At 71.6% G+C, this 23,511-nt stretch carries 24 protein-coding genes and 1 pseudogene; 18 read left to right on the forward strand and 7 right to left on the reverse strand.

The window, feature by feature from the left end:
• The first annotated feature begins 267 nt into the window (after positions 1 to 267).
• The gene (locus ACFYW7_RS16085) at positions 268 to 684 is read left to right on the forward strand and encodes a VOC family protein (RefSeq protein WP_389502416.1); all 417 of its coding nucleotides are present in this window, start codon (positions 268 to 270) and stop codon (positions 682 to 684) included.
• 9 nt (positions 685 to 693) lie between these two features.
• On the opposite strand, the gene ACFYW7_RS16090 is transcribed toward ACFYW7_RS16085, so the two are convergent.
• A complete protein-coding gene (locus tag ACFYW7_RS16090; protein WP_389502418.1) occupies positions 694 to 1,428 on the reverse strand; it encodes a helix-turn-helix domain-containing protein in 735 nt (244 codons plus the stop codon).
• 9 nt (positions 1,429 to 1,437) lie between these two features.
• On the reverse strand, positions 1,438 to 2,409 hold the full coding sequence (locus ACFYW7_RS16095) for a cupin domain-containing protein (protein ID WP_389502420.1): 972 nt from the start codon (positions 2,407 to 2,409) through the stop codon (positions 1,438 to 1,440).
• 113 nt (positions 2,410 to 2,522) lie between these two features.
• Here ACFYW7_RS16095 and ACFYW7_RS16100 point away from each other — a divergent pair, with 113 nt between their 5' ends.
• Positions 2,523 to 3,356 carry an NAD(P)H-binding protein gene (locus ACFYW7_RS16100; protein ID WP_389502422.1) on the forward strand — a complete coding sequence of 278 codons (834 nt, stop codon included), beginning with the start codon at positions 2,523 to 2,525 and terminating at the stop codon, positions 3,354 to 3,356.
• A gap of 174 nt (positions 3,357 to 3,530) precedes the next feature.
• Here the strand turns inward: ACFYW7_RS16100 and ACFYW7_RS16105 are convergent, their stop codons facing one another.
• Together ACFYW7_RS16105 and ACFYW7_RS16110 are read right to left on the reverse strand one after the other, a co-directional pair.
• The gene (locus ACFYW7_RS16105) at positions 3,531 to 4,697 is read right to left on the reverse strand and encodes a YihY/virulence factor BrkB family protein (protein ID WP_389502424.1); all 1,167 of its coding nucleotides are present in this window, start codon (positions 4,695 to 4,697) and stop codon (positions 3,531 to 3,533) included.
• Positions 4,698 to 4,751: 54 nt separating this feature from the next.
• A complete protein-coding gene (locus ACFYW7_RS16110; protein ID WP_389502426.1) occupies positions 4,752 to 5,966 on the reverse strand; it encodes an RNA-guided endonuclease InsQ/TnpB family protein in 1,215 nt (404 codons plus the stop codon).
• Between the two features lie 79 nt (positions 5,967 to 6,045).
• On the opposite strand from ACFYW7_RS16110, the pseudogene tnpA reads away from it, so the two are divergent.
• The 16 genes and pseudogenes from tnpA to ACFYW7_RS16190 form a co-directional block, all read left to right on the forward strand.
• A pseudogene (gene tnpA, locus ACFYW7_RS16115) lies at positions 6,046 to 6,395 on the forward strand (IS200/IS605 family transposase); the annotation flags it as partial.
• Between the two features lie 144 nt (positions 6,396 to 6,539).
• The gene (locus ACFYW7_RS16120) at positions 6,540 to 8,174 is read left to right on the forward strand and encodes an acyl-CoA dehydrogenase family protein (protein ID WP_389502743.1); all 1,635 of its coding nucleotides are present in this window, start codon (positions 6,540 to 6,542) and stop codon (positions 8,172 to 8,174) included.
• Positions 8,175 to 8,433: 259 nt separating this feature from the next.
• Entirely contained in the window at positions 8,434 to 9,744 is a 1,311-nt protein-coding gene (locus ACFYW7_RS16125; RefSeq protein WP_389502428.1) for a GAF domain-containing protein, read from the forward strand.
• A 156-nt stretch (positions 9,745 to 9,900) separates the two neighbouring features.
• Positions 9,901 to 11,250, forward strand: a complete 1,350-nt coding sequence (locus tag ACFYW7_RS16130) for a hypothetical protein (protein ID WP_389502430.1) — start codon at positions 9,901 to 9,903, stop codon at positions 11,248 to 11,250.
• Between the two features lie 88 nt (positions 11,251 to 11,338).
• Complete coding sequence (locus ACFYW7_RS16135; protein ID WP_389502432.1) at positions 11,339 to 11,911, forward strand: GNAT family N-acetyltransferase; 573 nt, start codon at positions 11,339 to 11,341, stop codon at positions 11,909 to 11,911.
• Between the two features lie 163 nt (positions 11,912 to 12,074).
• On the forward strand, positions 12,075 to 12,158 hold the full coding sequence (locus ACFYW7_RS16140; protein ID WP_309486338.1) for a putative leader peptide: 84 nt from the start codon (positions 12,075 to 12,077) through the stop codon (positions 12,156 to 12,158).
• A 135-nt stretch (positions 12,159 to 12,293) separates the two neighbouring features.
• Positions 12,294 to 13,988 (forward strand): nitrite/sulfite reductase, encoded by a 1,695-nt coding sequence (locus ACFYW7_RS16145; protein WP_389502435.1) that lies wholly within the window; start codon positions 12,294 to 12,296, stop codon positions 13,986 to 13,988.
• Positions 13,985 to 14,164 (forward strand): hypothetical protein, encoded by a 180-nt coding sequence (locus ACFYW7_RS16150; RefSeq protein WP_351536777.1) that lies wholly within the window; start codon positions 13,985 to 13,987, stop codon positions 14,162 to 14,164. Before ACFYW7_RS16145 ends, ACFYW7_RS16150 begins: the two co-directional genes overlap by 4 nt.
• A complete protein-coding gene (locus ACFYW7_RS16155; protein ID WP_389502437.1) occupies positions 14,161 to 14,880 on the forward strand; it encodes a phosphoadenylyl-sulfate reductase in 720 nt (239 codons plus the stop codon). Before ACFYW7_RS16150 ends, ACFYW7_RS16155 begins: the two co-directional genes overlap by 4 nt.
• Complete coding sequence (cysC, locus tag ACFYW7_RS16160) at positions 14,877 to 15,482, forward strand: adenylyl-sulfate kinase (protein WP_389502439.1); 606 nt, start codon at positions 14,877 to 14,879, stop codon at positions 15,480 to 15,482. Before ACFYW7_RS16155 ends, cysC begins: the two co-directional genes overlap by 4 nt.
• A complete protein-coding gene (cysD, locus tag ACFYW7_RS16165) occupies positions 15,479 to 16,417 on the forward strand; it encodes a sulfate adenylyltransferase subunit CysD (protein ID WP_389502441.1) in 939 nt (312 codons plus the stop codon). Before cysC ends, cysD begins: the two co-directional genes overlap by 4 nt.
• A gap of 2 nt (positions 16,418 to 16,419) precedes the next feature.
• Positions 16,420 to 17,775, forward strand: a complete 1,356-nt coding sequence (locus tag ACFYW7_RS16170; RefSeq protein WP_389502442.1) for a sulfate adenylyltransferase subunit 1 — start codon at positions 16,420 to 16,422, stop codon at positions 17,773 to 17,775.
• 225 nt (positions 17,776 to 18,000) lie between these two features.
• Complete coding sequence (locus ACFYW7_RS16175) at positions 18,001 to 19,122, forward strand: aliphatic sulfonate ABC transporter substrate-binding protein (protein WP_389502444.1); 1,122 nt, start codon at positions 18,001 to 18,003, stop codon at positions 19,120 to 19,122.
• Between the two features lie 35 nt (positions 19,123 to 19,157).
• Positions 19,158 to 19,946, forward strand: a complete 789-nt coding sequence (locus ACFYW7_RS16180) for an ABC transporter ATP-binding protein (RefSeq protein WP_389502446.1) — start codon at positions 19,158 to 19,160, stop codon at positions 19,944 to 19,946.
• Complete coding sequence (locus tag ACFYW7_RS16185) at positions 19,933 to 20,835, forward strand: ABC transporter permease (protein WP_389502448.1); 903 nt, start codon at positions 19,933 to 19,935, stop codon at positions 20,833 to 20,835. Before ACFYW7_RS16180 ends, ACFYW7_RS16185 begins: the two co-directional genes overlap by 14 nt.
• Positions 20,836 to 20,842: 7 nt before the next feature.
• On the forward strand, positions 20,843 to 21,589 hold the full coding sequence (locus ACFYW7_RS16190) for a sirohydrochlorin chelatase (protein WP_389502450.1): 747 nt from the start codon (positions 20,843 to 20,845) through the stop codon (positions 21,587 to 21,589).
• A 22-nt stretch (positions 21,590 to 21,611) separates the two neighbouring features.
• Here the strand turns inward: ACFYW7_RS16190 and ACFYW7_RS16195 are convergent, their stop codons facing one another.
• The 3 genes from ACFYW7_RS16195 to ACFYW7_RS16205 form a co-directional block, all read right to left on the reverse strand.
• Positions 21,612 to 22,238: a DsbA family protein gene (locus ACFYW7_RS16195; RefSeq protein ID WP_389502452.1), complete on the reverse strand. Its 627-nt coding sequence runs from the start codon at positions 22,236 to 22,238 to the stop codon at positions 21,612 to 21,614.
• A gap of 200 nt (positions 22,239 to 22,438) precedes the next feature.
• The gene (locus tag ACFYW7_RS16200) at positions 22,439 to 22,810 is read right to left on the reverse strand and encodes a DUF4440 domain-containing protein (RefSeq protein WP_389502454.1); all 372 of its coding nucleotides are present in this window, start codon (positions 22,808 to 22,810) and stop codon (positions 22,439 to 22,441) included.
• A complete protein-coding gene (locus ACFYW7_RS16205; RefSeq protein ID WP_389502456.1) occupies positions 22,803 to 23,351 on the reverse strand; it encodes a DUF1697 domain-containing protein in 549 nt (182 codons plus the stop codon). Before ACFYW7_RS16205 ends, ACFYW7_RS16200 begins: the two co-directional genes overlap by 8 nt.
• Positions 23,352 to 23,511: the final 160 nt, after the last annotated feature.

Consider the following 23,511-nt stretch of genomic DNA (forward strand, 5'->3'; position numbering starts at 1 on the left):
GCCCGGCGGGACGGCGGGCGGGCGGGACGGCGGCTCGGGCGGCGAGCAAGGCGGGACCCGGGCGCTCCGGGCTGCCGGGCGGGCGGCCGGTCGGACTCGACTCGGTGGCGGACCGGCGGCGGGCGCGGGCGTGGACCGTGAGCGGCACGGGCGCGACGGTGGGTGGCACGAGGCGGGCGGGGCGGGCCCCGCGGCCGGGGCGTGGGCGGTGGCGCGGTGTCCGTTTCGTTCAAGACCGGGTGGCCGGGGCCCGCCTACGGTGGCCGTATGACTCCACGATTCGATGTGATCGGGCTGGCCGTCTCCGACATGGCCGCCTCCCTCGCGTTCTACCGCCGTCTCGGGCTCGAGTTCCCCGAGGGCGCCGAGAACGAGCCGCACGTCGAGGCCGGACTGCCCGGTGGGCTCCGCCTCGCCCTGGACACGGAGGAGACCATCCGGTCGTTCCACGCCGGGTGGCGGCCTCCGAGCGGTGGCGGCAGGGTGTCGCTGGCCTTCCGCTGCGAGGACCCGGCCGAGGTCGACTCCGTGTACGAGGGGCTCGTCGGCGCCGGCCATCACGGCGAGCTCAAACCCTGGGACGCCTTCTGGGGCATGCGGTACGCGGTCGTGCACGACCCGGACGGCAACGGCGTCGACCTGTTCGCCCCCCTGCCCGGAGGAGCGGACCCGGCACAGCAATAAGGCGGCCCGCTATCGGCGGGTGGTCAGTTCGCCGAGGGTCGCTCCCGCCAACTCCCTTACGTCCCGGGCCATATGGGCCTGGTCGGCGAACCCGGCCCGGAGCGCGGTCTCCGCGAAGGGCACGCCGTCGCGGGCCAGGGCGAGCGCCCTCCGCAGTCGCAGGACACGGGCCAGGATCTTGGGTCCGTAGCCGAAGGCGGCGAGCGATCGACGATGCAACTGCCGTGCGCTCAGACCCAGTTCGTCGGCGGTCTCGGCGACCGGGCGACCCGCCTCCAGGGCGGCGACCACCTGCCCGAGCAGCGGATCGGGGGGTTCGGCGTCGGCCGCCCGCAGCAGGGCGATCTCTTCGAGCGCGCGTACGGGATCGGCGGCCGCGTCGACGCGAGCGGCGAGCCGGCGCACCTCACGGGCGGACCATAGGTCGGTCAACTCCACGCGTCGGTCCCGGAGTTCGTTCGCGGGCACGCCCAGGTAGGCGGGTGCTGTGCCGGGGAAGAAGCGGACGCCGGCCCAGCCGCCGGGCCCGCCGTCCGGCAGGTGGGGCCGGGTGTCGGGACCGGCGACGAGCAGGCGCCCCGCGGTCCACAACAGGTCCATGCAGCCGTCCGGGAGCACGGCTCCCCGGGCCCCGCCGGGGTCTCCCCCGGTCGCGTCCGACCGCGTGTCCCCGGGGGCGGTACCGGTCAGGACGCGGGTCCAGAGCACCGCGCCGGGCAGCCTGGACGCCCGTTCCGTGTACATGGGGCCAGGCTACGCCGGGCGGACCCGGTGCTCCTGGGGACTGACGCCGTAGACCCGTTTGAAGGCGCTGGACAGCGCGAAGGCGCTGCCGTAGCCGACGTGGCGGGCGATCGTGTCGAGGGTGTCGTCGCTCCCGCGGAGCCGGTCGGCGGCGAGGGCGAGACGCCGGCCGGTCAGATACGTCATCGGGGGCTCCCCCACGAGCTCGCCGAAGCGCCTGGCCAGGGCGGCGCGTGAGACGCCGGCCTTGGCGGCGAGCGCGGCGACCGTCCAGGGGTGGGCCGGGTCGTCCTGGAGCAGCCGGAGCACACGGCCCACGACCGGGTCGGACAGGGCCCGGTACCAGGCGGGCGCGGCGGCCTCGGGCCGCGAGAACCAGGCCCGCAGGGCGGTGATCATCAGCAGGTCGAGGAGCCGGTCGAGGACGACCTCCTGGCCGGGCTCGTCGCGCACCATCTCCTCGGCGAGGATCGGTGTCAGCGGGCACTCCCACACGTCGGAGGGAAGGGCGAGCAGCGGTGGCAGGGCGTCGAGCAGTCTCGCGTCGACCTCGCCCCGCATCAGGTACGTCCCGATCAGCAGCACCGTGGAGCCCTCGAGCCGGTCGCCCCAGCTGCGGACCCCGAGGTCCCAGTGGCCCTTGAGCGAGCGCCCGTCCGGGTAGACGCACTCGCCGCCCGGCAGGATCACGGCCCCCGGCGGGGTGCCGGGGTCGTCGGCGCAGAGGTAGGGGTCGGGCCCGCGCGCGACGGCGACGTCGCCGGCCGTCAGCCGCAGGCGCTCGCCCCGGTCGGGGACGACCCAGGCGTCGCCGCGGACCACGAGCATGATCGTCAGGGGGGCGCGGTCCTCGATCCGTACGCACCACGGCGGGTCGAAACACGCGCGGATCATGAAGGCGCCACGCGCGCGCGGCCCTTCCAGCAGGCCTGCGAGGGGGTCCCCCCGCGTAAGCATGTCCGAGCGTGGGCGAGCGTCCATGGCGCCAGCGTAGACGGCGGTGCGACGTGCCGTGCGGGTCCTTTGGACGCCCGCTTATGGGGATGAGCCGCTCGACGATGGTTCCGCGCCGGGGGCGGCAGTCGACTGGACGCATGGAGAAGAACGAGCGGGAGACGACGGTGTTGGTGACGGGGGCCACGGGGCGGACCGGGAGCCGGGTCGCGCGGGCCGCGCGGGCGGCGGGACTGACGGTCCGGCCCGGTTCGCGCGGCGACGGCTTCGACTGGGAGGACGCCTCGACGTGGGCGGGGACGCTGCGCGGCGCGGACGCGGCGTATCTGGCGTATCCCACGGACGTCGGCTCGCCGGCCGCCACGGAGGCGGTCGGGGCGCTGGCCCGGGAGGCGGTGGGGCTCGGCGTACGACGGCTGGTGCTGCTGTCGTCGCGGGGCGAGGACCGGGCCGGGCCGACCGAGGAGGCGCTCAGGACGTCCGGCGCGGACTGGACGATCGTCCGGGCCTCGTGGTTCGCGCAGAACTTCAGCGAGGGGCCGCTGGTCGAGGGGCTGCGCCACGGGGAGCTGGTCTTCCCGGCCGGTGAGGTGGCCGAGCCGTTCATCGACGTCCGGGACATCGCGGACGTCGTGGTGGCCGTGCTGACCGGGGGCGACCGGTTCACGGGGCGGGAGCTCGCGATCACGGGGCCCCGGCTGCTGACCTTCCGGGAGGCGGTCGCGGAGATCTCGCGGGCCACGGGCGAGGAGCTGACGTACACGCCGGTGACGGCGCGGAGCTACGGCGGGACGCTGGCGGGGTTCGGGGTGCCCGCGGAGGAGGTCGCGTTCCTCGTGGACCTCTTCGAGACGCTCCTCGACGGCCGCAACGCGCGTCTCTCGGACGGTGTCCGGCAGATCCTCGGCCGCGCGCCGCGGGACTTCACTGACTTCGCGCGGGAGGCCGCGGCGGCCGGGACGTGGAAGGCCTGACGGGCCGGAGCGTGGAAGACGTGACGGGCCGGGACGGGGACCGCGTGACGGGCCGGCCGGTGTGACGAGCCGAGGACGGGCGGCGGGGCGGCTCGCTCCGGCGGGGCGTTGGCGCTCGGCTCGGCGAAGGGGAGCCGGGGCGGGCCGGGGCACTTCCGCGGTGGCGGGCCGGGCTCACTTCGGCGGGTGCTCCTCGCCGTTCTTCTGGGCGTGGGAGGTGTGGTGGGTGTTCTTGGCGTGCGTGCGCAGACGCGAGGTCACGTCCTCGGGGGGCAGGAAGCGCGACCAGCGTTCGGGGAACTCGGAGGGCATGTCGGGGTCGTCCGGATCGGCGTCGTAGGAGCGGTGCGCGGCGACGCGGGCCACGTACTCGGCGGCCTGGGCCTCGCGCAGCCGTTCGTTGGCGGCACGGGCCGCGGCGGTGGCGGCGGCGGGCCACACCCGGTCGATGGCCGCGTTGACCGCCGCGCCGACCAGGACGGCGAAGGCGGAGACGCCGATCCAGAGCAGGACGGCGACGGGAGCGGCGAGCGAGCCGTAGATGGTGGGGCCCTCGACGGTGTTCGTCAGGTAGATGCGCAGCAGGAAGCTGCCGAGCACCCACATGGCGAGGGCGACCAGGGCGCCCGGCACGTCCTCGACCCAGGGGGAACGGACCGGGACGGACACGTGGTAGAGGGTCGTCAGGAAGGCGACGGACAGGACGAGGACGACCGGCCAGTAGAGGACCTGGACGACGGTCGTCGACCACGGCACCACGCTCAGCACGGCGTCGGGGCCCGCCACCATGAGGGGGAGCGCGACGGAGCCGATCAGCAGCGCGACGATGAACAGCAGGAACGACATCATCCGGGTCTTGACGATGCCCCGGGTGCCGTCGAGTCCGTACATCACGGTGATGGTGTCGACGAAGACGTTGACCGCGCGCGAGCCCGACCACAGGGCGAACAGGAAGCCGAGGGAGATGATGTCGGGCCGGCCGCCCTTCATCACGTCGTGCAGGATCGGCTCGGCGATCTGGTGCACGCCCTTCTGGGTCAGCACCGTGCGGGAGGCGTCCAGGATGTTGGACTCCAGGCTGGCGATGGTGTCGGCGCCGGTCCAGGCGTCCACGTATCCGAGCAGGCCGATCATGCTGAGCAGCAGGGGCGGCACGGACAGGAGCGTGAAGAAGGCGGCCTCGGCCGCCAGTCCCAGGATCCGGTACTCCATGCACGAGTTGACGGTGTCCTTGATCAGCAGCCAGGCGGTCCTGCGCTTGGAGACGTTCCGGTAGAGCGCGCGAGCGCGGTGGAAGCGGCCCGAGCGAGGCCGGTCAGGTGTTTCTTTTGCCTGGTGCACGTCCTTACGGTAGCGGTGTGACTCCTCCCCCGGTTAAAGCCGGGGGGCTTCTCGTTACACCAGGTCGGTGTCGCGACGGACCAGCCCGGCCCGCAGAACGTTGATGGCTCCGACCGTGTCGGCGTGCGCGGTGTGGCCGCAGGCGACGCAGTGGAACTTTTCCTGTGTGGGCCGGTTCTCCTCGGCGGTGTGCCCGCATTGGGGGCAGGTGCGAGAAGTGTTGCGGGGGTCCACGGCGATCACTTCCCGTCCGGCGCTTTCAGCCTTGGCGTGCAGGATCGTCAGGAACACCCCCCATCCGGCGTCAGTGATGCTGCGGTTGAGCCCGGCTTTCGCGGTGGCCCCGTTAGGCAGGAACACGTCTACCTGATCGGGGTCGGGTTTCGGTGCGGGAGCCCTGCTCATGTTGCGGATCTTGAGGTCTTCGTGCGCGATGAAGTCATGTGCGCGGACCAGGCCCCGCGCGGTCTTGTGCGCGTGGTCCAGCCGCCGACGGCGGACCTTGCCGTGCAATTCGGCGACCTTTTCCACGGCCCACTGGTGATTGGCGGTGCGGTCCTTGGCCTTACAACGGGGGAACCTGGACAGGGCCTGCTGCGCCGCCTGGAGTTTCGCAGTTGCACGACGGCCGTGGCGCGGGTTGGGTACGAAGGCGCCGTTGGAGTCGGCGAGGAAGTTCGCGATGCCCAGGTCGATCCCGGCCACGCTGCCGGTCGCGGGCAACGGCTGCGGCTGTTCCTGTTCGGTGGTGAGCACGACGAACCACTTACGGCCCTCGCGCTTGACCGACACCGTCTTGACCCTGCCGGTCACCGGGCGGTGCTGGTGGACCTTGACGTGGCCGATGCCCTGGAGGCGGACGCGGGTGACAGGGTCGTGCGGCGTGGAGTCCCAGCGGCAGCCGTCACCGTCCTTCGGGAACTCCACCGTGTCGAACCAGTTCACCCCGCGAAAGCGAGGGTAGCCCGGGGTGTCGCCGGACTTGACGCGGCGGAAGAACGCCTGCATCGCCTTGTCCAGGCGGCGCAGAGTGGCCTGCTGCGAGCTGAAGGACCAGCGGCCCTGACGCTCCGGGTCGAACGCCCGGATCTCCTTCAATTGCGCGGACTGCATCCCGTACTTGACGGTGGTCTTCGACACGTGCCGGTAGGCGTCGCGGCGTTCCTGCAAGGCCCCGTTGTAGAGGGAGCAGTGGTCCCGCAGCATCTCGCCCAGCGCCTGCCCCTGGCGGACGGTGGGCCGCAGGAGGAATTTGTACGCACGGATCATCCAGCCCACCCCCTCCGGTCAAGTTCGCTCAATCCTACTATCTTGTCGCATCTCACTCTATTAAGAACTAGATCCTCATATGAAATGGGAAAATGATGCAATCCGCCACCTGCACGCCCACTTGGTGTTCGTCACGAAGTGGGCGTGAGATTTTCGACGGTGAGATGCCGAGGCGCTGTGAGGCACTCATGCGGGACGTGTGCGAGAGCTTCGGCGCCAAGGCTGCACGAGTTCGACGGTGAAGGCGATCACGTCCACCTGTTCGTGCACTACCCGCCGAAAAACGCCCTGCCCGAGCTCGTCAACTCCCCCAAAGGTGTCAACTCCCGACCCCTGCGGGCTGAGTACATCGGCCGGATCAACCGGCCCGGCACACGGTCCGTGTTCTGGTCCCCGTCGTACTTCGCGGGATCCTGCGGCGGCGCACCGCCGACCATGACCACATCGAGAACCAGAAGCGGCCGGTCCGACCATCACCCCGCAGCGCAGAGAACTCCGACGTTCCGCGCCTCCGGGCCGAGAATCGCATTCCCGCCCGGCCTGAAGGCCGGTATTCCCTGCGAGGATCAGGGGATGGCAGCCAGCACCCACACCGTGACCAACCAGGCCCCGCCCCTGGTCGGATATGACGTATTCGCCGCCGACCGGGCCCTCGTCGAGGCGGTCGACCGACATCTCGATCCGGAGCTTCTGGACGAGGCGCACGAAGAACTCTCGGCACTCGGCCGGACCTCCGGTTCGGCCCAGGTACAGGAATGGGGTGCGCTGGCCAACGAGAACCCGCCCGTGCTGCGCACCCACGACCGCTACGGGAACCGGATCGACGAGGTCGACTTCCACCCGTCCTGGCACCGCCTGCTGGGCAAGGGTGTGGGCGCGGGACTGACCGCGGCCTGGAGCAGGCCCGGCGGACACCTGCGGCGCGCCGCGGGCTTCGTGATCTGGACCCAGGCCGAGGCGGGCAACGGCTGTCCGCTGTCGATGACCCACGCGGCGGTTCCGGCGCTGCGCGCCGACCCGGCGCTCGCCGCCGAGTGGGAGCCGCGGCTGACGTCCACCGTCTACGACCGGGAACTGCGGCCCGCCGGGCAGAAGTCCGGCGTCCTGTTCGGCATGGGCATGACGGAGAAGCAGGGCGGCAGCGACGTCCGCGCCAACACGACCGCGGCACGGCCGCTCGCCGAGGACGGCACGTACGAACTGACCGGGCACAAGTGGTTCTGCTCGGCGCCGATGTCGGACGGCTTCCTCGTGCTGGCGCAGGCCCCGGGCGGGCTGACCTGCTTCCTCGTGCCGCGCGTACTCGCCGACGGCACCCGCAACGTCTTCCGCATCCAGCGCCTCAAGGACAAGCTCGGCAACAAGTCCAACGCGTCCAGCGAGGTCGAGTTCGACGGGACCTGGGCGCGCCGGGTGGGCGACGAGGGACGCGGGGTGCGGACGATCATCGAGATGGTCGCGGCGACCCGGCTGGACTGTGTGCTCGGGTCGGCCTCGCTGATGCGGCAGGCCGTCGCACAGGCGATCCACCACTCCACCTACCGCGAGGCGTTCGGCGGCAGGCTCCTCGACAAGCCGCTGATGCGGAACGTCCTCGCGGACCTGGCGCTGGAGTCGGAGGCGGCCACGACGCTGGCGATGCGGCTGGCCGCGGCCTACGACGACGGGAGCGAGCAGGAGCGGGCGTTCCTGCGGCTCGCGGTCCCCGCCGCCAAGTACTGGGTGACCAAGCGGTGTACGCCGGTCGCGGTGGAGGCGCTGGAGTGCCTGGGCGGCAACGGCTACGTCGAGGAGTCGGGCATGCCGCGGCTGCTGCGGGAGTCCCCGCTCAACTCCATCTGGGAGGGGGCGGGCAACGTGCAGGCGCTGGACGTCCTGCGCGCGCTCCAGCGGGAGCCGGCGGCCCTGGACGCGTATCTGCGGGAGGTCGGCCGGGCACGCGGCGCGGACCACCGGCTGGACGGCGCCATCAAGGACCTGCTGACCGAACTCGCCGACCTGAACGGCATCGAGGCGCGGGGCCGCCGCCTCGTCGAGCGGATCGCCCTGGTGCTCCAGGGGTCGCTGCTGGTGCGGTACGCGCCCCCGGAGGTCGCCGACGCGTTCTGCGCCTCGCGGCTGGGCGGCGACTGGGGCTCGGCGTTCGGCACCCTGCCGCACAGTCTGGATCTGGCCACCGTGGTGGAACGGGCCCGCCCGGTGTCCTGAGCCCGGCGCTGACGCGGGGGTGGTGCCGCGCCGACACGGCGCCACCCCCGCCTCCGGCCCCGTTCGGGAGCACGAACGCCGCGCAGGCGGCGTCACTGTCAGTTTCGGGGAACCTTGTGACCGTTGGCGAGAGTTGCAGACCGTTGCATTCCTTTGTGCACCTTGTGCGAAGGTCCGGCGAACCCGGGCGAGAGCAGGCACGATGTGGGACGAAGGCGGTGTCGCGACTCGTACGCGGTCCTGGTTCCGGGAGTGCTCTATGAAGACCACATCGTTCAACCCCGCGCGTTTCGCACCGCTGGACGCGTCCGAGACGGCCGGGCACCTCAGGGAGACCTGGGCCGCGTCGGACAGGGGCGAACGCGGGCCGGCCGCCCCGCGCCCGGTGATCAGCCAGTCGTGGCAGAGGGTGAAGCGCTTCGGTCTCGATCCCGAACAGGGAACGGACAGCGTGCTGTTGGAAACGGACGAACTGGAGCACCGGCGGGCGTCCACCGCCCTCGCCGAGGTGATGCCGACGCTGCGCGGCGGACTCGGAGCGGTCGCCGACGCCTCCGTCCAGATCATGGTGGTCACCGACCCCGAGGGCCGGGTGCTGTGGCGCGAGGGCAACCCGGGCGTGCTGCGCCGGGCCGACGCCATCTGCCTGGAGGAAGGCGCCGCCTGGAGCGAGGACACCACCGGGACCAACGCCATCGGTACGGCCCTGTCGGCCGACGTCGCCGTCCAGGTGCACTCCTCCGAACACTTCGTGCGCACCCTGCACGGCTGGACGTGCGCCGCCGCGCCCGTCCACGACCCGAGGAACGGGCGGCTGCTCGGGGTCATCGACGTGAGCGGCCCGGACAGCACCGTCCATCCGGCGACGCTCGCCCTGGTCGACTCGGTGTCCAGACTGGCCGAAAGCGAACTGCGCGGCAGACATCTGACCGCCATCGAGCGGCTGCGGGCGGTGGCCGCCCCCCTGCTGTGCCGGCTGGACGGACCGGCGCTCGTGGTGGACACCCACGGCTGGCTCGCCGCCGTCACCGGGATGCCGCCGGTCGACCGGGTGCCGCTGCCCGCCTCCTTCGGCGCGGGCCGGAACTGGCTGCCCTCGCTCGGCACGTGCGTCGCCGAGCCGATGCCCGGCGGCTGGCTGCTGCGCGTCACCCCCACCGACGACACGGGAAGCGCCGGCCGGGTCGTCCTCGACCTGGGCGACCCGCGTCGCCCGCACGTCACCGTCCGGGGCACGGCGGGCAGTTGGACCCAGGACCTGAGCCCCCGCCACGCGGAGCTGCTCTACGTCCTCGCCGTGCACCCGCAGGGACGCAGCGCGGCCCAGCTCGCGGTCGACCTCTTCGGCGACCCGACCCGGACGGTCACGGTCCGCGCCGAACTGTCCCGGCTGCGCCGTCGGCTCGTCGGGCTCCTCGACCACCGGCCGTACCGCTTACGCGAGGAGGTGGAGGTCGAGGTGCTGCTGCCGGACGACCCCCGGGACCTGCTTCCGCACTCGGCGGCGCCCGCGGTGCTCGGCACCCGCGCGGCGGGCAAGGCGGCCTCTCCCGAGCACGCCACGGAGTGAGGCGAGGAGTGAACCGAGCGTATTTCGTGAGCGTCTTCCGCGGTCTTCGCCCTGGCCGGGGCGTCTCTGACGTAGCATCCCCTTCACAGGCCACCCCACCCGTCTCTCCGTCAACGCCCTCGGCGGGGGAGGCAGTTGGCCTCATCGGGAGGACGCATGAAGCAGCGCGGCAGGCACCGCAGGCGGAGAAGGGGACAAGCCCTCCGCGCCACCCTGGCCGGAACCGCGCTCGCGCTCACAGCGGCCGCCACCCTGATCAGCACCTCGCAGGCCACCGGCAGCAACAGTCCTGGCGGGCTCACGGAACTCCGCACCGCCTCCGCCTCGCAGCAGTTGCGCCTTCACGAGAACCTCACCTCCCGGGACTCGCTCGACACGCTCAGCGGGAACATGGGCGGCAACGTGGGCATCGACGGAGTCCTGCGCGACACCGGCCGGCCGATGCGGAACACCTCCGACTGCACCGCCGACGAGCGGGCCGCGCTGCCCGTCGAGCCGACGGCCACGCGCGCGTACTGCTGGGACCGCGCCGACGCGCGGACCGGCCGGTGGCAGCCGCGCTCCGTGACCACGTCCGGCGACGCCGCCGACGACGGCCGCTGGAACGCGCACCAGGTCATCCTGGCCGGCTGGACCCACCGCGACGGTCAGGCCGCCGCGCCGGCCCGGGACGAGGGCCTGGCCAGGATCGCCGTCGTCGACGCGACCGACCCGGACGCGCTCACCTACCACTGGATCCTGCTGGTCGCCCCGCGCGCCGGCGGCAAGGACTTCACCGCGGTCCGCTCGGGTCTCGGCGGCATGGTCTGGTACCAGGACAAGCTGATCGTCACCGCGGCGCACGGCGAGGGCCTCCTCGTCTTCGACATGCACCGCCTGCTGAGGACCGACGTGGACAGCGGCGCCGTGGGCCGCGTCGGCGCCGGCTACTCGGCCGCCGGCTACCGCTACGTGCTCCCCGCCATCGGCTCGTACGACCCCGAGGGCGGCGCGTGCGCCCGCGGCCGGAACCGCGCGGTGCCCTGTTTCGGCTCGCTCTCCCTGGACCGCACGACGACCCCGGACAGCCTGGTCGCGACCGAGGCCGTGAGCGCCGCCTCGGAGCGGACCCGTCTGTGGCGCTACTCGTTCAGCACCGCCGCGTACCGCACGGGGCTGCTCGCCGACGCCCAGGGGCACGTCGACGCGGTCGAGGCCTACGCGACCAAGGGCGCCGGGGTGTCCGGCGCCCTCTCGTACCGGCCGGCCGGGGCACGCGAGACCCGGTGGTACCTCGGGAGGCAGGCCGACGGCCGCACCCGGCACGGCTCCCTGTGGCGGCAGACCGGGCACGGCGCCGAGGCGGCCACGTGCACCGCGGACCAGTCGCACTCCTGCTGGAGCCTCGGCTCGGGATCGCTCTCCTACTGGCGGCGCACCGGCGAGCTGTGGACGCTGTCCGACACGGCGGACGGGCGGGTGCTCTACGCCGTACCCCTGACGTCGGTCGACAGCTCACTGGAGTAACCGTCGGCCGAGGGCGCGGCGGGACTGCTGTCCGGCATCCGGACGGGCGCTTTGGAGGGGTACGTGCCTCCGTGATTCCCTGGCGCCCATGAGCAACGTCTTGGTGACCACCTGGTCCCTGGAGCAGACGGCCCCGACCGACCTGCTCCCCGCGAGTGCCCCCGACGGCGACCTGCGGATCGTCCGCGCCGAGGTCCCCTCGCCCGAGTTCAGCCGCTTCCTGTACGCCTCGGTCGGCGGCGACATCCGCTGGACCGACCGGCTCGCGTGGACGTACGCGCAGTGGGAGGAGGCCCTCGGCAGGCCCGGCGCGGAGACCTGGGTCGCCTACGACCGGGGGACGCCCGCGGGCTACGTCGAGCTCGACGCGCAGGACGACGGGGCCGTGGAGGTCGTCTACTTCGGGCTCGTCCCCGCGTTCCGCGGGCGCCGCATCGGCGGCCACCTCCTCTCCTACGGTGCCGCGCGCGCCTGGGACCTGGCCGCGCGCTGGCCGGGCCGGGCCGAGACGAAGCGGGTCTGGCTGCACACGTGCAGCAAGGACGGGGAGCACGCGATGGACAACTACCTGCGCCGCGGCTTCAAGCTCTTCGACACCAAGGTCGAGGAGGAGCCGGAGGTGGCGACACCCGGTCCGTGGCCGGGGGCGTACACCGTCTGACCCGTTTTGGGCCGAGCTGCCCCGACGCCGCCCGGCCCTCCCGGCACCACCGCGGGACCTCAACCTTGTGACCGGTGCCACATGGTCTCGCCATTCGAGACCCTTGCGTCCACATGGCGGACGACGGTGGACTGCCCCGAGATCCCCGTGACACGCTTCCGTCATGTCTGGAACTGGAATTGCCTTGGTGAGTCGGCGGCACGTCGACCTCGGCCGCATGTCCAGCGCCATCTGTCCGGCGAGCTGACCAGCCCAGCAACGCCGACTCCCCCCTTTGCCTCGACCCTTGCGCAGTGCTGCGCCCATTCTTCCGTACGCACCCGTATGCGCAGGTCAGAGCCGCAGTCAGACCTGTCCCGCAGTCTCGAAGGACGTATCAGCCATGGCCGCCACCCCGCAGAATCCCGCCGCCGCGCCCCGCCGCAAGGTGAGCCGTCACCGCGGCGAGGGTCAGTGGGCCGTAGGTCACTTCACCCCGCTCAACGGCAACGAGCAGTTCAAGAAGGATGACGACGGTCTCAATGTGCGGACACGCATTGAGACGATCTACTCCAAGCGGGGCTTCGACTCGATCGACCCCAACGACCTGCGCGGACGCATGCGTTGGTGGGGCCTCTACACCCAGCGCAAGCCCGGGATCGACGGCGGCAAGACCGCGATCCTGGAGCCGGAGGAGCTGGACGACAAGCACTTCATGCTCCGCGTCCGCATCGACGGCGGCCGGCTGACCACCGAGCAGCTGCGCGTCATCGGCGACATCTCGCAGGAGTTCGCGCGCGGCACCGCCGACCTCACGGACCGGCAGAACGTGCAGTACCACTGGATCCGCATCGAGGACGTCCCGGAGATCTGGAACCGGCTGGAGGCCGTGGGGCTGTCCACGACCGAGGCCTGCGGTGACACACCCCGCACCATCCTCGGCTCGCCCGTCGCCGGCATCGCCGAGGACGAGATCATCGACGGCACGCCGGCCATCGAGGAGATCCACCGCCGGGTCGTCGGCAACCCGGACTTCTCGAACCTGCCCCGCAAGTTCAAGACCGCGGTCTCCGGCTCACCGCTGCTCGACGTGGCGCACGAGATCAACGACGTCGCCTTCGTCGGCGTCGACCACCCCGAGCACGGCCCCGGTTTCGACCTGTGGGTCGGCGGCGGCCTGTCCACCAACCCCAAGATCGGCCAGCGGCTCGGTGCCTGGGTGCCGCTCGACGAGGTCGCGGACGTCCACATCGGGGTCCTCTCGATCTTCCGCGACTACGGCTACCGGCGGCTGCGCAACCGCGCCCGCCTGAAGTTCCTGCTCGCCGACTGGGGCGTGGAGAAGTTCCGCCAGGTCCTGGAGGACGAGTACCTGGAGCGCAAGCTGGTCGACGGACCCGCCCCCGCCCAGCCGGTCGCCCGCTGGCGCGACCACGTCGGGGTGCACCGGCAGCAGGACGGCCGGTACTACGTCGGCTTCGCCCCGCGCGTCGGACGCGTCGACGGCGCGACCCTGACGAAGATCGCCGAGCTGGCCGAGGCGCACGGCTCGGGCCGGCTGCGCACCACCGTCGAGCAGAAGATGATCGTGCTCGACGTGGACGAGACGCGGATCGACTCGCTCGTCGAGGGCCTGGAGGCGCTCGATCTGACGGTCCGTCCCTCCACCTTCCGGCGCGGCACGATGGCCTGCACCGGCATCGAGTACTGCAAGCTCGCGATCGTCGAGACCAAGGCGCGCGGAGCCTCCTTGATCGACGAACTCGAGCGTCGCATCCCCGAGTTCGAAGAGCCCCTCACCATCAACATCAACGGCTGCCCGAACGCCTGCGCCCGTATCCAGGTCGCCGACATCGGCCTCAAGGGCCAGTTGGTCCTGGACGAGCAGGGCGAGCAGGTCGAGGGCTACCAGGTGCACCTGGGCGGCGCGCTCGGCCTGGAAGCCGGATTCGGCCGCAAGGTCCGTGGCCTGAAGGTCACTTCGGACGAACTGCCCGACTACATCGAGCGCGTCCTCAAGCGTTTCCAGGCGGAGCGCGAGGACGGCGAGCGCTTCGCGACGTGGGCTTCGCGCGCCTCCGAGGAGGCCCTGTCGTGAGTGAGCGCGCCGCGCCGTTCTACTGCCCCTACTGCGGGGACGAGGATCTGCGACCCAGCGAGGAGGGCCACGGTGCGTGGGAATGCGCGGCATGCAACCGAGCCTTCCAGCTGAAGTTCCTCGGGCTGCTGTCCCGGGGCCTTCGGCAGGAAGAACGTGGAGGGGCGGAGATATGACGACGATTCAGGAAGAGCGCACGGACGACGAGTTGAGGAGTCTGGCCGAGCGGACCGGGCGCGACCTGGAGGACGCCTCCGCCCTGGAGATCCTCCGCTGGGCCGTGGACACCTTCGGCGGGAAGTTCTGCGTCACGTCCTCCATGGAGGACGCGGTGGTCGCCCATCTCGCCTCCCGCGCGAAGCCCGGCGGGCACCGGGTCGACGTGGTCTTCCTCGACACCGGCTACCACTTCCCCGAGACGATCGGCACCCGTGACGCGGTCGAGGCCGTGATGGACGTCAACCTCATCACGCTCACCCCGCGCCGGACGGTCGCCGAGCAGGACGCCGAGCACGGACCGAAGCTGCACGACCGCGACCCGGACCTGTGTTGCGCCCTGCGCAAGGTCGCGCCCCTCGAAGAGGGCCTGACCGCCTACGACGCCTGGGCGACCGGGCTGCGCCGCGACGAGTCCCCGACCCGGGCGAACACCCCGGTCGTCGGCTGGGACGAGAAGCGGCGCAAGGTCAAGATCTCGCCCATCGCCCGCTGGACCCAGGACGACGTCGACGCGTACGTCGCCGAGCACGGGGTCCTCACCAACCCGCTGCTGACGGACGGTTACGCCTCCGTCGGCTGCGCGCCCTGCACCCGGCGGGTGCTGGCGGGCGAGGACGCGCGAGCGGGCCGCTGGGCGGGCCGCTCCAAGACCGAGTGCGGACTGCACGGATGACGGCGACGACGACGGCATCCACGACCGCACCCACCGCGGAACCCACGAACTCCCAGGAGCAGCAAGTGACGACCGGAGCCACCGTCTGGCTCACGGGTCTGCCGAGCGCCGGCAAGACCACCATCGCCTACGAGCTGGCCGGCCGGCTGCGCGCGGAGGGCCACCGCGTCGAGGTGCTCGACGGCGACGAGATCCGCGAGTTCCTCTCCGCGGGGCTCGGCTTCTCGCGCGCCGACCGCGACACGAACGTGCGGCGGATCGGCTTCCTCGCCGAACTGCTCTCGCGCAACGGCGTCAAGGCGCTCGTCCCGGTGATCGCGCCGTACGCGGACAGCCGCGCGGCCGTGCGGGGACGCCACGAGGCCGGGGGAACCACCTACCTGGAGGTCCACGTGGCGACCCCGGTCGAGGTCTGCTCCGAACGCGATGTGAAGGGGCTGTACGCCAAGCAGGCCGCGGGCGAGATCTCGGGGCTGACCGGCGTCGACGACCCGTACGAGGCGCCCGAGGCGCCCGACCTGCGGATCGAGTCGCACACCCAGACCGTGCAGGAGTCCGCCGCCGCGCTGCATACGCTGCTCACCGAGAGGGGTCTCGCATGACGACCGCCGCCAGTGTCTCCGAGGAGACGGAGAGCAGCCCGTACGCGCTGTCGCACCTGGACGCGCTGGAGTCCGAGGCCGTCCACATCTTCCGTGAGGTCGCGGGCGAGTTCGAGCGGCCGGTGATCCTCTTCTCCGGCGGCAAGGACTCCATCGTCATGCTGCACCTGGCGCTGAAGGCCTTCGCCCCCGCGGCGGTCCCCTTCACGCTGCTGCACGTCGACACCGGGCACAACTTCCCCGAGGTCCTCGACTACCGCGACCGGACGGTGGAGCGGCACGGCCTGCGGCTGCACGTCGCCTCCGTGCAGGACTACATCGACCGCGGTGTGCTGCGCGAACGCCCCGACGGCATCCGCAACCCGCTCCAGACCCTGCCGCTGACCGAGCGGATCCAGGCGGAGCGGTTCGACGCCGTCTTCGGCGGCGGGCGCCGCGACGAGGAGAAGGCCCGGGCGAAGGAGCGGGTGTTCTCGCTGCGCGACGAGTTCTCCCAGTGGGACCCGCGCCGCCAGCGCCCCGAGCTGTGGCAGCTCTACAACGGCCGCCACGCGCCGGGCGAGCACGTCCGCGTGTTCCCGCTCTCCAACTGGACCGAGCTGGACGTGTGGCAGTACATCGCCCGCGAGGGCATCGAGCTCCCCGCCATCTACTTCGCGCACGAGCGCGAGGTGTTCCGGCGGGCCGGCATGTGGCTCACCGCCGGCGAGTGGGGCGGCCCGCGCGCGGGTGAGTCAGTGGAGAAGCGACAGGTGCGCTACCGCACGGTGGGTGACATGTCCTGCACCGGCGCCGTCGACTCCGACGCGACCACCCTGGACGCCGTCATCACCGAGATCGCCGCCTCCCGCCTGACCGAGCGCGGCGCCACCCGCGCCGACGACAAGGTGTCCGAGGCCGCGATGGAAGACCGCAAGCGCGAGGGGTACTTCTAGACATGACCAGCACCACCGAACCCACCGAGCCCCTGTCGGTCGAGCAGTTGTCGGCGACCACCCTGCTGCGTTTCGCGACCGCCGGCTCCGTCGACGACGGCAAGTCCACCCTGGTCGGCCGCCTGCTGCACGACTCCAAGTCGATCCTCACGGACCAGCTGGAGGCGGTCGAGCGCGTCTCGGCGAGCCGCGGACAGGACACCCCCGACCTCGCGCTGCTCACCGACGGCCTGCGCGCCGAGCGCGAGCAGGGCATCACCATCGACGTCGCCTACCGCTACTTCGCCACCGCCCGCCGCCGGTTCATCCTCGCCGACACCCCCGGGCACGTGCAGTACACCCGCAACATGGTCACCGGCGCCTCCACCGCCGACCTCGCCGTCGTACTCGTCGACGCCCGCAACGGCGTCATCGAGCAGACCCGCCGGCACGCGGCCGTCGCCGCGCTGCTGCGCGTCCCGCACGTGGTCCTCGCCGTCAACAAGATGGACCTCGTCGAGTACAAGGAGTCCGTCTTCGCGGCGATCGCCGAGGAGTTCACGGCGTACGCCTCCGAGCTGGGCGTCCCCGAGATCACCGCGATCCCGATCTCGGCGCTCGCCGGGGACAACGTGGTGGACGCCTCCGCGAACATGGACTGGTACGGCGGCCCGACGGTCCTCGAACACCTGGAGTCCGTGCCGGTCAGCCACGACCTGGCGCACTGCCACGCGCGGCTGCCCGTGCAGTACGTGATCCGCCCGCAGACCGCCGAGCACCCGGACTACCGGGGGTACGCCGGGCAGATCGCGGCCGGTACCTTCCGCGTCGGCGAGAGCGTCACCGTGCTGCCGTCGGGGCGCACCTCGAAGGTCGCCGGGATCGACCTGCTGGGCAGGCCGGTCGACATCGCGTGGACCCCGCAGTCGGTGACCCTCCTGCTGGAGGACGACATCGACGTCTCGCGCGGCGATCTGCTGGTGCCGAGCAAGGACGCGCCCCCGACGACGCAGGACGTCGAGGCGACCGTCTGCCACGTGGCGGACGAGCCGCTGACCGTCGGCCACCGGGTGCTGCTCAAGCACGGCACCCGCACGGTCAAGGCGATCGTCAAGGACATCCCGTCGCGGCTGACCCTGGACGACCTCTCGCTGCACCCGCACCCGGGCCGGCTGGTCGCCAACGACATCGGCCGCGTCAAGATCCGGACCGCCGAGCCGCTGCCCCTCGACGCGTACGCCGACTCGCGGCGCACCGGCGCGTTCATCCTGATCGACCCGGCCGACGGCACCACGCTGACCGCGGGCATGGTCGGCGAGTCCTTCGCGGCGCCGCAGCCGGTCAAGGACGAGACCGACGAAGACGGTTGGGACTTCTGACATGAGTCTCCTCGACATGTACTCCACGTTCGCGAAGGAGGGCGGCCGCGTGGGCAGCGGCGCCCTCGGCAGCGGGCAGGGCGGGGTCGGGCGATGTGCGCGATGACGTACGCGCACTGCATGCGCGCCCCGTCCCCCCACCGCCTGCGACAACGAAGACATGCCGACCTCCCGGCCACGACCTGAGAAGGCGTGACCGCCGGGCCTCCGAGAGGAACCCCTCCCGTGCCTGCCATCCGCTCCACGCGCACCAAGCTGCTGGGCCGCGGCCTAGCCGTCGCCACCGCTCTCCCGCTGCTCGCCCTCGCCGCCTGCAGCTACGGATCCGACGCGAAGGACGACAACCCCGCGGCCGAGGTCGCCGCCGGGGCGAAGAAGATCGACGGTCTCGACTCCGTGAAGATCGGCTACTTCGGCAACCTCACGCACGCCACCGCGCTGGTCGGCAACCAGAAGGGCTTCTTCCAGAAGGAGCTCGGCGCCACGGCCGCGAAGTACCAGGTCTTCAACGCGGGCCCCTCCGAGATCGAGGCGCTCAACTCGGGCTCCATCGACATCGGCTGGATCGGCCCCTCGCCGTCCATCAACGGCTTCACGAAGTCCGAGGGCAAGAGCCTTCGCATCATCGGCGGTTCGGCCTCGGGCGGCGTCAAGCTCGTGGTGAACCCCAAGAAGGTGAAGTCGCTGAAGGACGTCAAGGGCAAGAAGATCGCGACGCCGCAGCTCGGCAACACCCAGGACGTCGCGTTCCTCAACTGGGCCGCGGAGCAGGGCTGGAAGGTCGACGCGCAGAGCGGCAAGGGCGATGTGTCGGTGGTCCGCACCGACAACAAGATCACCCCGGACGCCTACAAGTCCGGCTCCATCGACGGCGCCTGGGTGCCGGAGCCGACCGCCTCCAAGCTCGTCGCCGAGGGCGGAAAGGTGCTGCTCGACGAGTCCGACCTGTGGCCCGACAAGAAGTTCGTGATCACGAACATCATCGTGTCGCAGAAGTTCCTCAAGGAGCACCCGAAGGTCGTCGAGGCGGTGCTGAGGGGCTCCGTCGAGACGAACGAGTGGATCAACGCCAACCCGGACGACGCGAAGGCCTCGGCGAACAAGCAGCTGGAGGCCGACTCCGGCAAGGCGCTGCCGGCCGAAGTCCTCGACCCGGCCTGGAAGTCCATCCAGATCACGAACGACCCGCTGGCCTCGACCCTGAACTCGGAGGCGGACCACGCGGTGAAGGCCGGTCTCCTGGAGAAGCCGAACCTGACCGGCATCTACGACCTCGCGCTCCTGAACAAGGTCCTCGCCGCCGCGGGCGAGGACACCGTCGACGACGCCGGTCTCGGCGTCAAGTAGCCCGGATCCAATCGAGTTCCCAGGAGGTGACGACCATGGCAACGACGCTCGCCAAGGCCGCCGACGGCGCCGTCGCGACGGAGTACGCCGCCCGCATCGAGCACGTCTCGAAGTCCTTCGCCGGACCGGCAGGGCCCCAGCTCGTCCTCGACGACATCACCCTCGACGTCGCGCCGGGCGAGTTCGTCACCCTCCTGGGTGCCTCGGGCTGCGGCAAGTCCACACTGCTGAACCTGGTGGCAGGGCTCGACAAGCCCTCCGCCGGCACCATCACGACCCACGGGCGCCCGGCCCTGATGTTCCAGGAGCACGCCCTCTTCCCGTGGCTGACCGCGGGCAAGAACATCGAACTCGCCCTGAGGCTGCGGGGGGTTCCGAAATCCGAGCGGCGCGGGCGGGCCGAGGAGCTGCTCGAACTCGTCCGGCTGAAGGGCGCGTACGGCAAGCGGGTGCACGAGCTGTCCGGCGGTATGCGCCAGCGTGTGGCGCTGGCGCGGGCGCTCGCGCAGGACAGCCAGATCCTGCTGATGGACGAACCGTTCGCCGCGCTGGACGCGATCACCCGGGACGTGCTGCACGACGAGCTGACCCGGATCTGGCGCGAGACCGGACTGTCCGTCCTCTTCGTGACGCACAACGTCCGCGAGGCGGTGCGGCTCGCCCAGCGCGTGGTCCTGCTGTCCTCGCGCCCGGGGCGCATCGCCCGCGAGTGGACGGTGGACATTCCGCAGCCGCGCCGCATCGAGGACGCCCCCGTGGCGGAACTGTCCATCGAGATCACCGAAGAACTGCGTGGGGAGATCCGCCGCCATGGCCAGCACTGAGACGAGCGCCGACGCCGCCGTCACGGACAACGACGGGCTGGGCGGGCTGGAGGCGGGCCTCGACGCGCTCGAGTCCTCCGTCGCCGACCGCAAGTCCTTCGGCACGACGTTCCGGCAGAAGATACTTCCCCCGCTCGTCGCGTTCGTCGTGGTCGTGCTGGCCTGGCAGGCGCTGATCACGTTCAAGATCGTCGACGACCCCACGAAGCTGCCCTCGCCGTCCGACGTCTGGAGCGAGGTCAGGAACGCCTGGCTCCAGGGCACGCTGCTCGACTACATCTGGACCAGCGTCTCGCGCGGTCTGCTCGGCTTCCTGTTCGCCCTGGTGATCGGGACCCCGCTGGGCCTGCTGGTGGCCCGGGTGAAGTTCGTGCGCGCCGCGATCGGCCCGATCCTGTCGGGCCTTCAGTCCCTGCCCTCGGTGGCGTGGGTGCCGCCGGCCGTGATCTGGCTGGGCCTGAACAACTCGATGATGTACGCGGTGATCCTGCTCGGCGCGGTCCCGTCGATCGCCAACGGGCTGGTGTCGGGCGTGGACCAGGTGCCGCCGCTGTTCCTGCGGGCTGGCCGCACGATGGGCGCGACCGGGCTGCGCGGGACCTGGCACATCGTGATGCCGGCCGCGCTGCCCGGCTATCTGGCCGGCCTGAAGCAGGGCTGGGCGTTCTCCTGGCGCTCCCTGATGGCCGCGGAGATCATCGCCTCCTCGCCCGATCTCGGCGTGGGCCTCGGCCAGTTGCTGGAGAACGGCCGCAACGCCAGCTCCATGCCGATGGTCTTCCTCGCCATCTTCCTCATCCTGTTCGTCGGTATCGCCATCGACCTGATCGTCTTCAGCCCGGTGGAGCGATGGGTGCTGCGCAGCCGCGGACTCCTGGTGAAGGGCTGACCCCGCAATGAGCAGGCCGGAGCGTCCCGTCCTCGTCGTCATCGCCCACGGCAGCCGTGACCCGCGGCACGCCGCGACGGTGCACGCCCTGGTGCGAAGGGTGCGCGCCCAGCGCCCCGGCCTGCGCGTGGAGACCGGCTTCCTCGACTTCAACGTCCCTTCCGTGCAAGGGGTGTTGAACTCTCTGGCGGCCGAAGGTGTCCGGGACGTGGTGGCGCTGCCGCTGCTGCTGACCCGCGCCTTCCACGCCAAGTCGGACATCCCGGCGGTGCTGCGGGAGGCACCGTCGCGACTGCGCGTCCGGCAGGCGGAGGTGCTCGGCCCGTCCCCGTCGCTGACGGCCGCGCTCGAACGCCGGCTGTACGAGGCGGGGCTGACGCCCGCCGACAAGTCCTCGACCGGGGTCGTCCTGGCCTCGGCGGGGTCCACCGACCCGGAGGCGATCGCGGTGATCGCAGAAATCGCGCGGGAGTGGCGGCACACCGGTTGGTGCGCCGTGCGGCCCGCGTTCGCCTCCGCGTCCCTTCCTCGCACCGAGGACGCGGTCCGTGAACTCCGCGCCCTCGGCTGCGAGCGGGTCGCCGTCGCCCCGTACGTCCTGGCCCCGGGCTTCCTGCCCGACCGGATCGCCCGCGGTGCCGCCGGGGCCGACGTGCTCGCCGACGTCCTCGGTCCCGCGCCGGAGGTCGCGCGGGTGCTGCTGGACCGCTACGACGAGGCCCGGATGCCGTCCTTGCAGGCGATCGGCGCCTGATCCCCCGGTTTCCGGGAGGGGGTCAGTCGAAGGCGAGCCCGCCCGTGCGGGTCCTCTTGAGCTCGAAGAAGTCGGGGTGGGCCGCGAGGACGCGGAAGCTGTCGAACAGTTCGGCGGCCTTCTCGCCGCGGGGGACGGCCCGGAGCACCGGCCCGAACCACACCGTTCCGTCGACGTGAAGGGTGGGAGTCCCCACGTAGGCGCCGGAGTCCGGCTCGGTGCCGGCGTCGTGGCTGCGGCGCAGCGCCTCGTCGTACGAGGAGTCGTGGGCCGCGTCGGCCAGTTCGGCCGGCAGCCCGAGTTCGGCGAGCGCCTCGGCGACCACGGCGTCGAAGTCCTTCACGCCGCCCTGATGGACGCGGGTGCCGAGGGCCGTGTAGAGATCGCGCAGCACCTTCTCGCCGTGCCGCTCGGCCGCGGCGACCGCGACCCGGACCGGGCCGATCGACTTGTCCACCAACTCGCGGTACCAGCCGGGCAGTTCATTGCCGACGTTGTGCAGGTACAGGCTCATGACGTGGAAGCGGAGGTCGAGCGGTCGCTGCCGCTCGACCTCCAGCATCCAGCGGGAGGTGATCCAGGCGAAGGGGCAGGCGGGGTCGAACCAGAAGTCGACGCGGGTGGGCTCGGTGGACGCGGTGGTGGTCATACGGGCGAGGCTAGTCACGCGCCGCCGCGCAGTCCTGGCCCACTTGCGCGCCGAATTCGTGGTCCAATCGGTCACCGGACGGCACCCGCGCCCTGCGGATCGGCGGCGGCCGGCCGTACTGGGTTCGCTCCGCCGAGCGGCGGTGGCCGGCGGTGACGGCCCACGGCGGGTCCGAGCCGCCCCGGGGGCCGTGGGCGGGCTCACCCGTCGACAGCGCCGAACGGTGTCCCCTGGTGGAAGTACAGCAGCCACTCGTCTCCGGTGAAGCGCCACAGCGAACTACGGTGCGCCCGGCGGCCGTTGTCGTCGGTGTCGAACGTCAGGTGAACCAGGTCGGCGGCGAGCTGCACGCCCTTCATCCGGGAAGTCGTCATACGACTCCCCGCGTTCCCCTCCGGGGCCATCTCCTCGATGACCGAAGCACGGTCCCAGACGCGCCCGGAGACACCGAACTCGTGGAAGTCGGGGTGCAGCAGCGCGCCGAGGAGTTCGGCCGAACAGCGGACCGCCGGGTCGAGCAGGCGCAGTTCGCCCTCGATGGCGGCGTCGACGGCGGCATTGCGCTCAGGCACCGGTCAGTTCCTCCAGCTTGACGACGGTGTTCCAGTTCCGCGTCGTCGCGAGGACGCCCTTGAGCAGCCGGGGCCTCGCCAGTGCCACCGCGAGCTTGGAGCGGCCGAGGCCGTCGGGCGCGTACAGGTAGAGGACGCGGTCCCCCAGGCGGAACTCCTCGGGGAGGAAGGCCGCGGCCTCGACGGAGGCGAACCGCTCGGCGTCGACGGCGTCCGAGAAGTAGGTGACGTGCAGTTGCCTCGCCTCCAGCTCGGCGGCCGGGAAGGGGCAGGACTCCCGTACGGCCCGCAGGTGGGCGTGGTCACGGACGAGGACGCCCACCTCGAACCCGAAGTGCTTCTCGATGGCCTCCGAGAGCTCGCCGGCGAGGGAGTCCTCGTCGCCGTGGCCGCTGCCGAAGACGGCGTTCCCGCTCTGGAGATACGTCCGGACGTCGCCGTACCCGAGTCCTTCCATCAGGGTGCGCAGCTCGGCCATCGGCACCTTCTTGGCGCCACCCACATTGATGCCGCGCAACAGCGCCGCGTACGTCGTCGTCATCCGCACACCTTAAAACGGGCGCCGTACCGCGTGGGGGTGGACGCGGCGACCGCGCTCCACGGGCCGTCCGAGCGCCGCCCCGAGCCGGACGGTCCCTGAGCGGCATCCCCGAGAAGTGTCATTACGTGTAGGGGGCTTCTGTCCTCCCCAGTGCGGAGGG

The sequence above is a fragment of the Streptomyces sp. NPDC002580 genome (assembly GCF_042889485.1).
Taxonomy (GTDB): Bacteria; Actinomycetota; Actinomycetes; order Streptomycetales; family Streptomycetaceae; genus Streptomyces.

Coding starts and splice junctions, on each gene's coding strand:
- ACFYW7_RS16095 (WP_389502420.1), bottom strand. CDS start 2,409: ATGGACGCTCGCCCACGCTCGGACATGCTTACGCGGGGGGACCCCCTC.
- ACFYW7_RS16120 (WP_389502743.1), top strand. CDS start 6,540: ATGGCAGCCAGCACCCACACCGTGACCAACCAGGCCCCGCCCCTGGTC.
- ACFYW7_RS16100 (WP_389502422.1), top strand. CDS start 2,523: ATGGAGAAGAACGAGCGGGAGACGACGGTGTTGGTGACGGGGGCCACG.
- ACFYW7_RS16090 (WP_389502418.1), bottom strand. CDS start 1,428: ATGTACACGGAACGGGCGTCCAGGCTGCCCGGCGCGGTGCTCTGGACC.
- ACFYW7_RS16130 (WP_389502430.1), top strand. CDS start 9,901: ATGAAGCAGCGCGGCAGGCACCGCAGGCGGAGAAGGGGACAAGCCCTC.
- ACFYW7_RS16110 (WP_389502426.1), bottom strand. CDS start 5,966: ATGATCCGTGCGTACAAATTCCTCCTGCGGCCCACCGTCCGCCAGGGG.
- cysC (WP_389502439.1), top strand. CDS start 14,877: ATGACGGCGACGACGACGGCATCCACGACCGCACCCACCGCGGAACCC.
- ACFYW7_RS16155 (WP_389502437.1), top strand. CDS start 14,161: ATGACGACGATTCAGGAAGAGCGCACGGACGACGAGTTGAGGAGTCTG.
- ACFYW7_RS16185 (WP_389502448.1), top strand. CDS start 19,933: ATGGCCAGCACTGAGACGAGCGCCGACGCCGCCGTCACGGACAACGAC.
- ACFYW7_RS16180 (WP_389502446.1), top strand. CDS start 19,158: ATGGCAACGACGCTCGCCAAGGCCGCCGACGGCGCCGTCGCGACGGAG.
- ACFYW7_RS16190 (WP_389502450.1), top strand. CDS start 20,843: ATGAGCAGGCCGGAGCGTCCCGTCCTCGTCGTCATCGCCCACGGCAGC.
- ACFYW7_RS16195 (WP_389502452.1), bottom strand. CDS start 22,238: ATGACCACCACCGCGTCCACCGAGCCCACCCGCGTCGACTTCTGGTTC.
- cysD (WP_389502441.1), top strand. CDS start 15,479: ATGACGACCGCCGCCAGTGTCTCCGAGGAGACGGAGAGCAGCCCGTAC.
- ACFYW7_RS16145 (WP_389502435.1), top strand. CDS start 12,294: ATGGCCGCCACCCCGCAGAATCCCGCCGCCGCGCCCCGCCGCAAGGTG.
- ACFYW7_RS16170 (WP_389502442.1), top strand. CDS start 16,420: ATGACCAGCACCACCGAACCCACCGAGCCCCTGTCGGTCGAGCAGTTG.
- ACFYW7_RS16140 (WP_309486338.1), top strand. CDS start 12,075: ATGTCTGGAACTGGAATTGCCTTGGTGAGTCGGCGGCACGTCGACCTC.
- ACFYW7_RS16085 (WP_389502416.1), top strand. CDS start 268: ATGACTCCACGATTCGATGTGATCGGGCTGGCCGTCTCCGACATGGCC.
- ACFYW7_RS16135 (WP_389502432.1), top strand. CDS start 11,339: ATGAGCAACGTCTTGGTGACCACCTGGTCCCTGGAGCAGACGGCCCCG.
- ACFYW7_RS16205 (WP_389502456.1), bottom strand. CDS start 23,351: ATGACGACGACGTACGCGGCGCTGTTGCGCGGCATCAATGTGGGTGGC.
- ACFYW7_RS16125 (WP_389502428.1), top strand. CDS start 8,434: ATGAAGACCACATCGTTCAACCCCGCGCGTTTCGCACCGCTGGACGCG.